The following is a 15,205-nucleotide window of genomic DNA, read 5'->3' on the forward strand; positions in this document are numbered from 1 at the left end:
TGTGGAGGTCATAGGTTCGAATCCTGCCACCCCGACTTCACAGGACAAATCAGATTTATTTGATTTGTCCTTTTTTGTTTCCCCGTAACTCGTAGTTTTTCTGCCAAATAAGCCTCACAACTTCATTACCCTTTATCATCCCGACTAATAAATCCTATTAATGGAACAGTCTCTGTAATTTAAATGATGATACCATCATTGTAGTTACGAGCACCAATGCCTATTCAGGCAGAACAGAAGTGTGGATGATAAAGGATAAGCTGACCAGGTAATCAGATACATTCCTGTGACGGCCTGATTACTTTCACTACAGTGGCAACCTGTTCAGGACCATATCCCGCGTTAAGCGCTTTTTGAAAAAGTGCCATACCAAACTGGGGCCAGTCTTTAGCTATGCCTGCTTCTTCTGCATGTTCCAGTAGCAATTTAAAAGTGACAGACGATGTGGTAAGCGAACTTTGTACTTCTGTAAACAAATCGTTTCCAATAACTTTACCTTCATACTTTATCATTTCTCCTGTAACAGGTGCCAGTGCGGCCATCATGTTGCCATAGTCTTCAACACTGATATTTTCTGACTCCAGCAGTGCTGCACCATGATAAAAGCCAACCATACCACCAAAAAGACAGGATAAAAATGCAAGATCCCAGGCAGCTGCATTACCGTCTTTATCACCCATATACTGTAGTCCGCCTGCTAGTGTCTTCATAACTGTTGTTGCTTTTTGATAGGCAGCATTTTCACCTGAAATAAAAACTGGTGTATCCGGGCGGCCAACCTGGGGCGGTGTGGCGAGTATGGCACCGTCAAGATAGCCGGCTCCTGCAGCATCGGCCAGTTCTCTTCCTTTTCGGGCTTTTTTGGGAGTGCCGGTGCTAAGCTCAATGAGCAGCCGGCCATTAAGCGCTTTAAAAGCATCATTTGTTTTAAGGATGCTGTGTGAAGCATCGTAATCCTTTACACACATAATAAGAATGGGACTAGACAGAATAGCATCAGCCGCTGATGCCGCGAGGATTGCACCAGCTGTTACCAAGGCGTCTGCCTTTTTGCTGTCCCTGTTCCATACTGTTACTTTGTATCCGTTTTCCAGCAATACGCTGGCGAGTTTTCCGCCCATATCTCCGAGGCCAATTACGGTTACTTTTTGTTTTGAATTTTTCATTATTATTTTTTTACAAACTTCAGCTGAACTGAGTTGCTACACAATAAGGGAAAAAATATTCATGCAGGGAAGTTTTCTTCCCTACATACGCAATGCGATAAATGGTTATCTTTACTAATGTTAAAAAATGAAATATGTATACAAAGAAAATACCGGACGAGCATGATTGCGGCATTAGCGTAGCCATAAAAGTAGTAGGCGGGAAATGGAAAGCATGGATCATAAACGCCATAAGCAAAGGGCATATACGCCCTAGTGAATTGCATCGCCAATTGTCTATAACCAGTCCGAGGATTATTAACATTCACCTGCGTGAATTGGAACAATATGGAATAATCGATAAAATTGTACATCCAGGACTTCCTTTAAAAGTAGAATACTTTTTAACCGATTCAGGTAAAAGTGTTTTACAGGTAATTGACATTATGGAAAGTTGGGGCGACAATAACCGGATCAGGGTACCTGATCAGAGCTTGGAAAATTATCAATAAGCTTTTCAGCTCTTTGTTATTAATCTATTTTGTACGTCATCAGAACTACGCCCGAATTGTACGTTTTTGCATCTGCTAATTTCAATTTGTGTATATCTTCAATATTTTGAAAAAGCGGCTTGCCTTTTCCAAGTACAACGGGGTGAATTGCCAGCCGAAATTCATCAATTAAGTTCAGGTTAAAAAAAGTTGTAGCAATTTTAGCACCGCCATAAAGCCAAATGCTTTTGCCACGTTGTTGTTTCAGCTCCGATACTCTTTTTTCAATAGCTGAATCAATAAAAGTTGCACCGGAATTATCATCTTCCATGGTTTTGGAAAAAACATACTTTTTTTTGCTGTTCAACAGATTATAAGCATCTTTCATTTTTTGGCTTGCGCCGCCTTCGGCTTTTGCATTGCCAAATTTTTCGTAGGCTATGCGCCCATAAAAGATAATGTCCTTATCACTTAAAATTTCGTTGAGTATGTCGGCATAATCCATTGTTTCATCTTTTACAATCCAGTCTAGCTCACCGTTTGGGCCTTCAATCATGCCATCAAAAGTGATGGCCAGGTTTAAAATAATTTTTCGCATGATTTGATTTCTTATAATAATTTCAATAGAGATCTTTGTATTCCTGTATCTAATCCTGTTGGATAATATGCTTATTCTGCAATTCAACAGGATTTATTATGAATGTAGAAAATTGCTGATAAGTTCCAACACCTCATCAAAATTTGATTCCAGGACCATATGAGACCCATCAATTATGTGAATATGGGCATGAGGTAAATCCCTTTTGTAACAATGGGCCTCTTCTACATTGTAATATGGATCATGCCTTCCCCATATAACAAGGGTTAGAGGCTGGTGTGTGCGGAAATATTCCTGAAAGACGGGAAACAGCTCAATGTTGCTTTTATAGGTGCAATTCAACTCAAACTGCACGTCAAGATTACCAGGCCTGCTCATTCGTTCCCAGTCCAATATCCAGGTTTCAGGGCTGACGCGGGGATGGAGCTCTTCAGGTAATCCAGAATAGTACTGATCTTTTGTACCTTCTTTACTTAAAAAAGCATATACCTCTTTCTTTTTTTCTTCGGTGGGATTGTCCCAGTACGCTCTAATTTCATCCCAGATAGGTTCGATACCTTCAAGATAGGTATTGCCGTTTTGGACAATGATCCTTTCTATTTTTTCGGGATTACTTACGCAGATGCGAAGCCCGATTGGGCAGCCGTAATCATGAAGGTAGATAGTAAATAATTTTAGATTAATTTGGTCGGTAAACTTGTTGATGTATGCCGCTACATTTTTAAAAGAGTACTCGAAGTCATTCTTGTCAGGAAAAGCACTGAATCCAAGGCCGGGGTAATCTGGAGCCACGAGATAAAACCTGTCAGCCAGGGCGGTCATCAGGTTTTTAAACATGACCGATGAAGTTGGAAACCCATGTAAAAGTAACAAGGCTGGATTCTTCCTGTCTCCGGCCTCCCGATAGAAAATATCAATGCCGTCAACTTTAATTGATTGATTTAAAATTTGTCTTTCCATATTTGTATAATTGATTGATCAAAAACTAAACTTCAAATAATTATAACCGCTTTTTTGTGTGATTTGTTCGTAATCAAATTTGTGGTATCAGCCAGTTTGATTTTGACTGGACACATTTATGCAAGCGATGACTGTGATTTTAATTCCATACTCCTCTGGCCGCAGCTTTTTCGGCAAATTCCGAAAAGTCGGTTGCTTTTCTTCCCAACGCCTGCTCAACACCATCAGTAATTTTTTCATTTCTGCCGTCCAGAACTTCTGTGAACAGGTAAGTGATCAGCAAAATCAAGTCGGCTGGCAGACCGTAGGAGACAAGTTCGCTTGCATAATCTTTCATTGGTATTGTCTGATAGCTGATGCTCTTACCCGTTGCCTTTGCAATTTCTTCTATTGCTTCTTTAAATGTCAGTAACCTTGGGCCTGTAACTTCATATATTTTTCCGTTGTGCCCGTCTTCAGTTAATGCAGCAACCGCTACATCGGCAATGTCATCAGCATCAATAAATGGCTCGGCAATATCGCCTGCAGGCAGGGCAACATGACCACTTAATATGGGTTCTAAGATATTCCCTTCGCTAAAATTTTGACCAAACCAGCTTGCCCTGACAATCGTCCAGTTGACCCCTGCATTTATTACTATTTTTTCACATGCCTGGGCTTCTTCTTCACCACGGCCGGATAACAATACCAGCTTTTGCACGCCATTTTTTGTCGCGGTTTCTGTAAATGATTTAATGATTTTAGTGGTGTCAGGAGCGGCCAGATCGGGATAAAAAGAGATGTAAACCGCACTAATGTTTTTCAAGGCCCGCTCCCAGGTATCGGGATCTTTCCAGTCGAATTTAGGATTACTGCTGCGAGCGCCGCTTTGCACGGCTACTCCCAATTCTTTAAGCCTTTGTAGTACCCGGCTGCCGGTTTTACCAGTAGAACCAATAACCAGGATTTTTTTTTCTGTTTGTGATGCTGTGTTTGTCATAATTTCAAGTATTAAATTTTACTCAAAATTATAAGCTGCAAATTTTTGAAAATAGAATAAATCCGGCAGGCCCCTGAATTATTTTTTCAACCGAGGAAAATTCTCGGCCACCTCATCTGAGTTTTTTTTAAATTCAATTGGAGAGAAACCAGTGAATTCTTTGAAAACTCGTATAAAGTGACTCTGATCGGCATAGTCATTGTCATAAGCAATATCTGAAAGTCTATCATAGTCGCTTTTTCGCAATTGATTCAATGATTCCTGGAAACGAATGATCCTGGAATATAGCTGGGGGGAAATGCCTACAGATTCCTTGAACTTGCGTTCAAGTGTCCTTTCAGACACCTGTACTTTTTGATTTAGTTCCTTAATTGACATTTTTCCTTTTGAATGCGTGAGTTGTGAAATAGCATATTTGATGATGCCATCCGGATGCCTGTCGTTGCTTTGATATTGCTCAAACAAATAAAAAGACAACAGTCTGATTTGTTCATCAATAGTAGCGGCGTTTAAAAGCTGGTCTGAGAGGTTATTATTGCTTTTGCTGCCTATTAGGCTAAGATCTGTGCAGGAATTAGTTAATTCATCGGCATCCAGTCCAAAAATTGATTTTAAAGCGTGAGGCTGAAAACAAATGCCTATGGCACCTATTTTTCCAACGGCTGAAAAGGTGGCGGGCCTAATTGTTTGACCGTATAAAAAAATATTAGGCAGCTTCTTGTTATTATTCAAACAAAAAGCTTCTTTTTCTGATTGAACCATAATTACACCTGGGCAGCCATCGGGAATAGCGCTGAAAGTTTTTTCTGAATTGCCGGCAGCATCGCCCTCCAACGCCCAAAAATGCTTTATAAAAGGCTGTAGTATTTCAGGTGGGTTGAATGTTTGATAGTTCATCATTATAATAGCTATGTACTAATTTAGATAAATTAAAGAACACTGCATACCTAATTAGAAAAACTACTACGATACTGATGATGTTGGGGCTTACCGATCCAACCAGCGGTTCGGCATTTGTTTGTGGGTCACAAAGCAACAAATAACCCCATTTCTATGAAAAGAAAAGTGGGCTATATGCCCGACAGTCTAGGTTTTTACGCTGCTGATGCCTTCCGTTCGAAGTCTTGGCCCGATGACGATGGAACAATACCCGCTCCTCTGCGATTCAGGGAGAGCTTAATGATCGTATGGCCCCAATTTACTGCCTGTGTATCTTTGACATACAAGACCGGTCTTAAAATTTGGCAATAAAAAAATAGCATTTGCTTGCAATAAACAGAATTTTTATATCTTTGCGTCCCGTAGCAATTAAGGCTATGGACAAAGATACCAAGTTCGGGGTGTAGCGTAGCCCGGTATCGCGCCACATTTGGGATGTGGAGGTCGTAGGTTCGAATCCTGCCACCCCGACATAATTTAATGAAATCCTGTAAGTCAATTGCTTACAGGATTTTTTTTATCTTTATGTAAAATAATAATGCCATTTAAATTTTAAGCCATGCGCTCTTTTCTGTTAGCAGTCATCTCATGCTTGCTATTGTGTTCCTGTCAAAAATCGGAAGATAATCCCGATAATATTATTCTTAGCCACAAAATTGATACTGCAGGGGGCAGGCTCATCCTAAAGGGACCTGCTTTTGATCAGGGACTGACCAATTATACCGTATTGTTCAATGACAGGGTAGCCAGACCTTCACGGCTAATTTCGGAAAATGAAATGGAAGTAATTATACCGGTACATGCCCGGACGGGCACGATTAAGGTCAGAGTCGGAGACAAAAGTTACCAGAGTCTGGACACCTTTTATTTGAGCCATCAATTGAAATGGAAGGAAGCAGCACCTTTTCCTAAAGAGGGAAGGATTCTGGCCACTGCCTTTGTCATCGGTACCAGGGCCTACGTTACTACCGGGTCCACCAAATACAGCGGGAAATACTTTAGGGACCTTTGGGAATATGATAGCATGACCGATAAATGGTCACAAAAGGCAGACTTCCCTGGAGCAACACGTTATATGTCCATCAGCTTCGTTCTTGACGGTAAAGGTTATGTAGGCGGTGGTATAATTTCTCAGCCATATGACTGTGCGCGGGATCTTTATGAATATTCTCCGGAAACCAACATTTGGAAGAAGATGGCGGATCCTCTACGCCCGGATGATATTTGCTATGGCACGGCAATGACTTACAGGGGCAAAGGGTTTATCCTTTCGGAAAGAGAAGGTCGCAGCACAGTGGTATACAATTCCCTGGCCAACAGCTGGACCAGGAGAGGATCGGTGAACGCTGGGATAATTACCCGTAACGGTTGCAGCTTTGTAATGAATGATAAGATCTACTACGGCCTTGGCACAGCGCAAATTCCATGGTCTGGCAGCGGAAGCTTTGTTAGCAGTTCATTGTTCAGCTATGATTACGACAGCGATACCTGGAGCCAGGAATCCCAAAGTGTTCCTTCCGATGAACAAACAACTTCTACTAATGCGTTTGTATATGGGGATGAGGCTTATATCAGTTTTGGAGATGCAGGTAACCTATATGCTTATAATCCGCAGAGCAAAAAATGGCGTTCTGTTGTTAAACAGTACCTGGGAATTGCTTCAGACTGTTCCACTTTCATGATCGGTTCCAGATCCTATACGGTATTTGGTCATAAGCGGTTTGAAGATCCCGGCAGCAACAGATTGTGGGTCATTGACCTTAATACCAGCCCTTTCGTACGATAACTCCTCATTACTTGTATGCCTGTCTGTTTTAATTTCTTGCGTCGAGTAGGAAATAGCAGCAGCTGAGTCCGTCCGGGAGGTAGCGTATACGGAATAGAGCTGAGGGTTGGTACATTAAAAATTTACTATTCTTAAAAATCCAAATAAATTGTATATTTCCAAATCGCTTGACTATACAACTCTTGCACATTTAAAAACCAAATAAACTCTAATAATTATGAACGAAAACATTAACAGAAGTGCTTTATTCAACGGAAGTTGTCTTGCCATCATTACTACGGCCTTTTCCTTTAGTATCAGGGCTGGTATTCTTCCTCAGCTGGGAGCAGAATTTGGGCTAACTGCCGAGCAGTTGGGGTTTATCAATTCGATGTTCTTTTTCGGATTCCCAATTTCCATGATCATCGGAGGACTTGTTTACCACACCGTGGGACCTAAAATTATTATGCAGGTAGCGGTGATTACGCATACATTGGGCATCCTGCTCACGATTTATGCCGGCGGTTATACAGGCTTGCTGATATCCACATTTTTTATTGGTTTCGGGAATGGCTGTACGGAGGCTGCGTGCAATCCGATGATTGCTGACATGTATGACGACAAAAAAATAAATAAAATGCTTGGCAGGTTCCACATGTGGTTCCCTGGAGGAATTGTGCTGGGCAGTTTGATTTCCAAGTTCATGACCGATGCCGGCGCAACCTGGCAGACTCAGATCTGGATCCTGATGATCCCAACTGTGGCTTATGCAATCTTGTTCTATGGAAAAGCGTTTCCAAAGGCACACGTGGAAGGCGTAACTTCCATTTCAAAAAATTTCAAGGCTATGCTTAGTCCGCTCTACATCTTTATATTCTGCTGTATGGCGATGACAGCAATTACAGAATTTGGTCCCAACCAATGGGTAGCCGTTGTTTTGAGCAGCAGCGGTGCAGATGCTATGCTGGTATTGGCATTAACTTTCGGTGTGATGACGGTTGGAAGGATTTTCACAGGACCGGTTGTTGATAAATTAGGACAAACGGGTGTTTTGTTAGGGGGTGCATTTCTGGCAGCAATAGGAATTTATATGTTCAGCACTGTTACTGGTCCAATTGCTTATTTGGCAGCCGTGATATTCGGTCTTGGTGTATGTTTCAACTGGCCGGTGATCATTGCAGCAGTGGCCCAGCGGGTTCCGGTGAGCGGTGCTTTAGGAATGTCGATTGTGGGCGGTGTAGGGATGTTTTCTACTTCTATTTTTCAACCTTTTATAGGGAGCTGGATTGATTCTTCAACAGCTGTGCATACAGCTGCTGGCCTTACAGGCGATGCGTTACAACTTGCGGCAGGTCAGGACACACTCGTTAAGATGCTTACATTCCCTTGCATATTGATTGTGCTGTTTACTATATTCTTCTTCTGGCAAAGAAAGTCACCTGTTGTTGCAGAAGCTCATTAGAAGCAATAAAGAACAACCTGGAACTCATAAAAATGCCACCCTGAAGGTGGCATTTTTCGCATGTGAACAATTTGTAACTTTAACTTCATCTTGTAGCATTTCCCCAGAATGTCAATTCGGTAGCATGCATGGATATTGATCCGGACCAGGTATTCTGTATCACAAATCTGATATATCTGACCGGTGCCGCACTTGGTATGATGTCAAAAAATTCGCCTGCTTTTGCATAAGCAAGGTCGGCAGCATTAGTTTGTCCCAAAGGCAGGCCAGAAGGCTTTGTAGAATTGAACTCGCCCAGGAATATCCAGGTAGAAAAGTCAGTGGTAACCGACGGTGTGGCCGAGCCCCAGATTTGAAATTTTCTAACATTGCCATTTTTGTATAATTGGGTATCCCAGTTAGGACTCAATCTCAATCGTTCCAATTTTGCGGTCAGCCCAAGATCAAAAGTGAAACTTCTTGGCAGAGGTTGTGTCTCCAGGTAAATATATCCATAACCGGTATAAACATCATCCCATAGTTTTTCAATATTATATCCGGTACCAGAATTGTATTCTGTATAAGGAAAGCCTGCTGGGTTCCACCTTGAAAATTTAGATTTGTCCAATGAATTTTCAGGAATAACGGTGCTGTATGCGGTGTAAAAAGTGTCAATGGAAATACCTTCCGGAACAAATAGTGTTCTGTACTTGATTTCTGTTGAAGCTTTATAGTTCTCCAGAACCGTTTGGTTTTCTTTCATTGGAATTAAGATGCTTTTTGTATTTCCTTCATCATCTGTATAGATTGTTTCTGTGGCAACAGCGCCTTTAACAGTATCGGCCCAATTGATATATGCGTTAAAATTTCTGCTCAGTACAGTTTTTAATTTCCTATCCTGTAATTGACGGATATAGTTATTGCCGTAGACTGTTGCTGAAGCGATAGCTTTAACTGAAGTATTGCCTTTGTTGTCAAAGGTGTAAACATCAAAGGAATAGGAGCCTTCGGCAAGATTGTTAATGATCACATTTGCCGATCGGATATCAGATGTTCTATCAATAGAATAGTCTAAAGAATCTGCTCTGTTATTCCAATAGATCATAGCACGGGTTATTTTCGAATCCGGCTTTAATGGCCAGAATAATTTTATCCGGCTTTTTCCCGGGTAAGCTCTCAATGAATCTGCCTTGCCAGCATATATGGTTTCGCCATCCTTGATGTAATCAGCGTAAGTGGCATCCATTTTTCTGCAGGAACTGAAATACAATCCGGTTGCTATTAATATTATACTAAATAGATAATGATGTGGTGATTTAAATTTCATGGTTGAATGGTTTACTTCTGGTTGCCCCAAAACGTTAATTCAGAAAATTGAACATAATCTACACTGCCAAAATTTTTGGTAGTTTTCCAGCGGAGATAACGGTATTTAGGTGTATTAAGAGGAAATTGAAAATCAAGTCCAGCCTTGGCTGCTTCGAGATCTTCGGTGGTCAATACACCGAGTATTGCGCCAGAAGGCTTAATTGCTGTACAGTCCAGGATCTTGGTCCATTTGCTCCAGTCGGCATCCAGTTCATTGGCTCCCCAAACCTCCCATTTTTCAGGAGCGCCAAAATTGAAATCATAGTTATTGCCACCTCCCCTCATCCAGAATTTAAAACGGCTAAATTGGGTAGGCACTTTAAAATCAATTGTAAATGACAGCGGTAATTTTGATGTTGCCGTAAGCAACGTTCCGACATAGTTGGCGAAAGAAACAATACCATCAAATAAGTAGGTATATCTGAAAGTCAGATAATGTTGATTGTAATCATTATACAAAGAGGTGATGGATTCCGGAGCAGGAAGTCTTGTTTCAAAAATTGGTGTTAGTGATGCTTTTAAAGTGTCCGACCTGTTATTCCACCTATCCTTAATAAAAACTCCGAAAATCTGCTCTTTTGCTTCCTGGCCCCTTGCAGAAAAAGAACCAGCTCTTCGGTTGGTGTAATAAGTTTCTATGGGGAGCCATTCATTGCCGTCTTTTAATACAATGGTGATAACCAGGTTGGATTCAGTTTTGTTTTCAAAAGAGGCTGTAACACCACCAAAGTCTTCTATAAGACTCAAAGTTTCCCCGGCCAGTTTTACCGGAGGTGTTAATGGCTTGATTTTGACTGTAACCGGTTCTGAAAATGCTTCTGACCTGCTTATGGTGAATAATTTGACATCGAGTTCATCGGTGTTTCCTATACCATCTATAGTGAGACTGTCTATGTACATCGAGGCTTTTACCTCTCTGATGTTTCCTTTGGGAAATTCGTACACGGCTTTTACGTATAAAAGATCTTCGCTGTCGGGAGATTTGTACCTTAATGTAGCCCCGCCCGGCAAATTTTTAACGACCACATTGGTTACTGGCCTTGGAGTTGCGCCTTCTTTGGAAATGGACTGCGGAAGATCTTCCTTGCACGCTGTGATAAACACTGCCATCAGGCATATCACAATGAAATTCTTTAAATCATACATTGTTATCATATTTTATATTAAAAACTAATGAATTCACCTGTTTATCAGGAGCCCCTTACCAGCCGGGGTTCTGGACCAGGTTTTTATTTGTAATCATGTCAAGTTCCCTTAACGGCCAGAAATAATCTTTTTGGTTAAATATTCTGTTCCTGATCGTTACTACAGTGTAGAAGCTGACAGCATCTTGCTGGCGGATATTCCATCCCTGGATAGGGTAGGTTAAGGCCGACACAGCTTCTTTCCATCTTTTTAAATCCCAGTACCTGTGACCCTCAAATGCAAGTTCTATAGCCCGTTCCTGATGAATAATTTCCCTGAGGCCTTCTTTACTGGTATGCTTCGTTTTATTAATAGAATAAAGTGACCATGATTCTGCTACCGTTTTTAATCCCGCTCTTTTTCTAACCAGGTCAATGTAATTGTAAACCTCTGTATCCGGTCCAGAATACTCATTCAAGGCTTCTGAATACAGCAGATATAAATCGGCAAGTCTTACTTCCGGATAGGGGTAGTTAACTATGGTATAGTTATTTGTCGCGGTATATATATTTTCTACATTTACCAGTTTTTGAGGCCAGTAACCGGTTGTTGAATACTGCCCTGATTGAATAGGACCTGAATATTGCCCTAGTTTAGCCTGTACATACCAATTGTTGAGATCTGTTTTATTTCCCTGCCCGTACCATATAGAGCCATCAAAAGCAAGATCTGCGTAAAAACGCGGTTCCCTGTCAAAATGGAATTTTACCGTTTCATAACCTTCTTTAATGTAGTACTTCTCGGCCGCAGTGCCAGTTTTAAGACTATACCTGCCTGCGTAATCCCATGAATTGTCTTCGGTTATGGGAACACCATTTTTGGTATAGAACATCTCCGCCATCCTCAGTGTGGGCGCCAGCGTTGAGCCGGTAGAGGCAAGCCCGGATGTGCTGCCGTCTAATCTGGCCTGAGACTGCTTCTGGTTTTCACTGCTTAGATTATTGGGGTTTCCCCAAACAATTTCAGGATTCCATTTAGCAGTCAGGCTGTTGCGTATATTCATTTTAAGGTTGGTTTCTGCTGAAACCAGGGTTGAAGCAGGATTATTTTCATTGTAATAATATAGTTTGTTGCCGTTTGCATGCGCTGCATCAATAGCAGTTTTTGCGGCATCTGCGGCTCTCTTCCATTTTTCCAGATCGTATACCGGATTAAAAAGGGCTATCCCTTTTCGGTCTTTAAAATTTACGTAATCAGGATTGCCATTAAATAAAGGACTTGCCCCCATGATCAGTACCCGGGTCTTGATGGCGAGTGCAATTGGTTTGGTTATTCTTCCCAGTTCAGTAGCATCGGCCTGTATTTTATCCGGTAAATCTACAGCTGCCTCATCAAGTAATTGTACAATATAGTTAACGCAGTCATCCACAGGTTCTCTCGTTACCCTGGTTTCTTCGACATCGGCCGATATGGGCAAATTCTCCCGGATTAAGGGGATTGGTCCATACATTCTCAGTAAATAGAAATGATAATAAGCTTTCAGGAACTTAGCTTCTGCTTCCCATCTCTTCCGTTCAAATTCATCCATCTCCACTACTTTATGGATATTTTCCAGGAAGATGTTGCAGTCTCTTATTCCTCCAAATAAAGCCGGAGAAGCCTGAAGGCCAGACCAGGGATTAAAATAGGGGTCTACTACATTCTGAAAGCCCTGAACAAGTCTTAATGCTGCCCATTCTGTTTGCAGGCCCCACATTTCATCAGCTCCCATCACCGCCGGGTCGTAGATGTAGTCGCCGTTTTTTGGGATATAAGAATAGCAGGTAAAGAGAAACTTCTCTGCGGTGTTGCGCATGGTAAATGCATTTTCTATTGTTGCAACATTATCCGGAACTACATCCAGGTACTTTTTGCATGAACAAACAGAAAATAATAATATAATTATGAGTGTTGTTTTAGTTTTCATACCGTATATATTAAAATGTAATTTGAAGTCCGGCGTTGTATACTTTCTGTATAGGATAGCCTAAGCCCTGATCGCCCATCTCCACATCCCATTGCTTAAACTTGCTCCATGTCAGTAAATTTGTGGCACTTGCGTACAATCGAACGTTGTTTAATTTTATGGATTGTGTAAGCCGTTTGGGTAGTGTGTAGCCAAATTCTACAGATTTTAACCTCAGGAAACTACCGTTACGCATAAACCAGGTACTCAATTGGTTGTTGTTTGTGTTAATCGTATTGCTTAGCCTGGGCCAAATGGCGTACAAATTCCGGTTTTCCTCAGACCAATAGCTGTCTGCATAAGTTTTTAACAGTTGATTCTGATTAACAAAAGGTGCCGTAGATCCATTTTCATTGATCCAGAAAGAGGACTGTGCCGAACCCTGAAGGAAGCAGCTCAGGTCAAAACTTTTAAAACCGCCGGAAAGACCGAACCCATAGATGATTTCCGGATCAGTAGGAAATCCTATCGGAACCCTGTCGAGCGTGGTGATCTGCCCGTCGCCATTTACATCGTGGTATTTTAGATCGCCTGCTTCATAGAAGCCAAAGTTTTGGGTAGGGGAATTGGCCACATCATGGGCATCTATAAACAGGCGTTCAGCTATGTATCCCCATCTTTGTGACAGGGAGAATCCGATTTTAGATAAGTTCATTTCCTTATATTCCGGTTCTTCGACAACCTCATACTTACTTTTCGCGTAGGTAAAATTTGCCCTTGCCGTAAGCCATAAGGTGTTGGAAAAATTCTGTGTAAAATCCAGGGACATGTCAATTCCGTTACCGGAAGCTTCGCCTACATTCGCTCTTACAGGTGCTGAAAGCCCCATTGTTGTAGGAATTGAAGCCCGGTTCATTAAAATTTTGTCACGGTATTCAGTAAAATAATCTACCTGGATATCTATTTTATTAAATAATCCCAATTCCAGACCAAGGTTCATTTTTCTAGCGGTTTCCCAGGTTATTAACTTGTTGTCATACCTGGAAACCACTACACCATTCTGCCTGTATGTAAAATCAGTTCCGAATGCGGCCCCTTTGGCAGCACTGTTCATATTTACTGTTGACAAGTAAAAGAAACGATCTTCAGCACTGCCTATTGCATCATTTCCTACCAGACCATAGGTAGCCCTTAACTTTAATTTTGAAACGGCAAGTTTAAAAGGAGCCCAGAATTTCTCATTGGAAACAAACCACGCTACCCCCGCAGAAGGAAAAAATCCAAACCGGTTAGTTTCATAGAATCTTTCAGATCCATTATATCCAAAATTAAATTCCCCAAAATATCTGCTGTCATAAGCATAGGTTGCCCTTCCGGACACACCGATATTGCGGTACGGCAAAGATTTTAACAGTGATGTGGCATTTCCCTCCAGATAATTGCGCATGTTAAACACAATTAGGCCGCTCAGGTTATGTTTCTCATTAAATATGCGGTTATAGTTGAGCGCAGATTCCAGGTATAAATTTGCTTTTACAATTTTACTGCCTTCACTATAATCCAGGTATTCCGTCCCTGTATTCGGATTTATCGCTCCAAGATTATAATCGTCAGTATATTTATCATATCCCCCTATTTCATAACTGAACGGAATATAACTTCTGGAAATGTCAAAATAGGATTCCCTGTTTGTGTTTACCATTGCTCTAAGTGAAAGCCCTTTGGTGAGGATAGACAAGTCTTGCTTCAGTTCAAACTGAGCAAGCATTAAAGACTTTGAATAGTCTTTATATCCTTTTACCAAATCTGCGTAGGGATTGATATAGGTGCCGTCAGAACTGCCTCCAAACATAATATGCTGAACATGAGCATTGTTTTTGTCAACAGGATAATAGGCAGGAAACTTTACTGGATTGGTCTGCATTACCCTGGTATACATTCCGGACCCTCCGTAAATGGGCCCCGTATAGTCATCAAAGGTTCCATATAACCGAACACCGACCTGGGTAGATTTTGTGATGTTAATGGTTGTGTTGGAACGTAACGCATAACTTTTTAGGTTGATGTTGTTGTTGAAATTATTTCTGTTGTCTACCTTAAGCACGCCGTTGTCCTGATTAAAAGTGCCTGCCAGATAATACTGGGCAACTTCCCCGCCACCTGTAATGTTAAAATTCGCACGCTGGCTGGGCGCATAATCTTTAAATAACTCCTTGCGCCAGTCTGTAGCAGGATAAACATATGGATTAGTGCCAGCTATGGTATTGTCAATTTTACTCTCCAGGTATAGCGGCAGTCCTAAGGGATCACGTGTTAATACGGCTTCATTTCCCAGTTTCATATAAGTAATGGGATCTGCCAGCTCTACATTTTTGATTGGAGATGACAACGAATTTTCGTAACGCATGCTAATTTTAGCCTTCCCAACTTTACCTTCCTTAGTCGTGAC

At 41.4% G+C, this 15,205-nt stretch carries 12 protein-coding genes and 1 tRNA gene; 4 read left to right on the plus strand and 9 right to left on the minus strand.

The window, feature by feature from the left end; genetic code table 11:
• Nucleotides 1-272: 272 nt before the first annotated feature.
• Nucleotides 273-1,172, minus strand: a complete 900-nt coding sequence (locus VK541_RS23365) for an NAD(P)-dependent oxidoreductase (protein WP_324373011.1) — start codon at nt 1,170-1,172, stop codon at nt 273-275.
• 128 nt (nt 1,173-1,300) lie between these two features.
• Between VK541_RS23365 and VK541_RS23370 the strand changes: the two genes are divergently transcribed.
• Complete coding sequence (locus tag VK541_RS23370) at nt 1,301-1,657, plus strand: helix-turn-helix domain-containing protein (protein WP_324372996.1); 357 nt, start codon at nt 1,301-1,303, stop codon at nt 1,655-1,657.
• A 19-nt stretch (nt 1,658-1,676) separates the two neighbouring features.
• On the opposite strand, the gene VK541_RS23375 is transcribed toward VK541_RS23370, so the two are convergent.
• The 4 genes from VK541_RS23375 to VK541_RS23390 form a co-directional block, all read right to left on the minus strand.
• Nucleotides 1,677-2,234: a dihydrofolate reductase family protein gene (locus tag VK541_RS23375; protein ID WP_324372997.1), complete on the minus strand. Its 558-nt coding sequence runs from the start codon at nt 2,232-2,234 to the stop codon at nt 1,677-1,679.
• A gap of 96 nt (nt 2,235-2,330) precedes the next feature.
• A complete protein-coding gene (locus VK541_RS23380) occupies nt 2,331-3,194 on the minus strand; it encodes an alpha/beta hydrolase (protein WP_324372998.1) in 864 nt (287 codons plus the stop codon).
• 139 nt (nt 3,195-3,333) lie between these two features.
• Nucleotides 3,334-4,173: an NAD(P)H-binding protein gene (locus tag VK541_RS23385; RefSeq protein WP_324372999.1), complete on the minus strand. Its 840-nt coding sequence runs from the start codon at nt 4,171-4,173 to the stop codon at nt 3,334-3,336.
• A gap of 78 nt (nt 4,174-4,251) precedes the next feature.
• Nucleotides 4,252-5,073, minus strand: coding sequence for an AraC family transcriptional regulator (locus tag VK541_RS23390; RefSeq protein ID WP_324373001.1), 822 nt, complete (start codon nt 5,071-5,073; stop codon nt 4,252-4,254).
• Nucleotides 5,074-5,509: 436 nt separating this feature from the next.
• Here VK541_RS23390 and VK541_RS23395 point away from each other — a divergent pair.
• The 3 genes from VK541_RS23395 (at nt 5,510) to VK541_RS23405 (ending at nt 8,339) form a co-directional block, all read left to right on the plus strand.
• Nucleotides 5,510-5,583, plus strand: a tRNA-Pro gene (locus tag VK541_RS23395).
• Between the two features lie 88 nt (nt 5,584-5,671).
• Entirely contained in the window at nt 5,672-6,898 is a 1,227-nt protein-coding gene (locus VK541_RS23400) for a hypothetical protein (RefSeq protein WP_324373002.1), read from the plus strand.
• Between the two features lie 217 nt (nt 6,899-7,115).
• Nucleotides 7,116-8,339 (plus strand): MFS transporter, encoded by a 1,224-nt coding sequence (locus VK541_RS23405; RefSeq protein WP_324373003.1) that lies wholly within the window; start codon nt 7,116-7,118, stop codon nt 8,337-8,339.
• A gap of 85 nt (nt 8,340-8,424) precedes the next feature.
• Here VK541_RS23405 and VK541_RS23410 read toward each other — a convergent pair whose 3' ends face one another.
• The 4 genes from VK541_RS23410 to VK541_RS23425 all read right to left on the minus strand — a co-directional run.
• Nucleotides 8,425-9,645, minus strand: a complete 1,221-nt coding sequence (locus tag VK541_RS23410; protein ID WP_324373005.1) for a DUF4998 domain-containing protein — start codon at nt 9,643-9,645, stop codon at nt 8,425-8,427.
• Between the two features lie 11 nt (nt 9,646-9,656).
• Nucleotides 9,657-10,832: a DUF5000 domain-containing lipoprotein gene (locus VK541_RS23415; protein ID WP_324373006.1), complete on the minus strand. Its 1,176-nt coding sequence runs from the start codon at nt 10,830-10,832 to the stop codon at nt 9,657-9,659.
• A gap of 55 nt (nt 10,833-10,887) precedes the next feature.
• Nucleotides 10,888-12,777, minus strand: a complete 1,890-nt coding sequence (locus VK541_RS23420) for a RagB/SusD family nutrient uptake outer membrane protein (RefSeq protein ID WP_324373008.1) — start codon at nt 12,775-12,777, stop codon at nt 10,888-10,890.
• 10 nt (nt 12,778-12,787) lie between these two features.
• Nucleotides 12,788-15,205 (minus strand): TonB-dependent receptor (locus tag VK541_RS23425; protein WP_324373009.1); only part of this gene is annotated, 2,418 nt, incomplete at its 5' end.

Origin of the sequence: Pedobacter sp. (assembly GCF_035317785.1) — a bacterium.
Lineage (GTDB): Bacteria > Bacteroidota > Bacteroidia > Sphingobacteriales > Sphingobacteriaceae > Pedobacter.

Excerpts from the sequence above, each read along its gene's own strand:
- VK541_RS23370 (WP_324372996.1), top strand. The coding sequence starts at position 1,301 with ATGTATACAAAGAAAATACCGGACGAGCATGATTGCGGCATTAGCGTA.
- VK541_RS23375 (WP_324372997.1), bottom strand. The coding sequence starts at position 2,234 with ATGCGAAAAATTATTTTAAACCTGGCCATCACTTTTGATGGCATGATT.
- VK541_RS23380 (WP_324372998.1), bottom strand. The coding sequence starts at position 3,194 with ATGGAAAGACAAATTTTAAATCAATCAATTAAAGTTGACGGCATTGAT.
- VK541_RS23385 (WP_324372999.1), bottom strand. The coding sequence starts at position 4,173 with ATGACAAACACAGCATCACAAACAGAAAAAAAAATCCTGGTTATTGGT.
- VK541_RS23390 (WP_324373001.1), bottom strand. The coding sequence starts at position 5,073 with ATGATGAACTATCAAACATTCAACCCACCTGAAATACTACAGCCTTTT.
- VK541_RS23400 (WP_324373002.1), top strand. The coding sequence starts at position 5,672 with ATGCGCTCTTTTCTGTTAGCAGTCATCTCATGCTTGCTATTGTGTTCC.
- VK541_RS23405 (WP_324373003.1), top strand. The coding sequence starts at position 7,116 with ATGAACGAAAACATTAACAGAAGTGCTTTATTCAACGGAAGTTGTCTT.
- VK541_RS23410 (WP_324373005.1), bottom strand. The coding sequence starts at position 9,645 with ATGAAATTTAAATCACCACATCATTATCTATTTAGTATAATATTAATA.
- VK541_RS23415 (WP_324373006.1), bottom strand. The coding sequence starts at position 10,832 with ATGTATGATTTAAAGAATTTCATTGTGATATGCCTGATGGCAGTGTTT.
- VK541_RS23420 (WP_324373008.1), bottom strand. The coding sequence starts at position 12,777 with ATGAAAACTAAAACAACACTCATAATTATATTATTATTTTCTGTTTGT.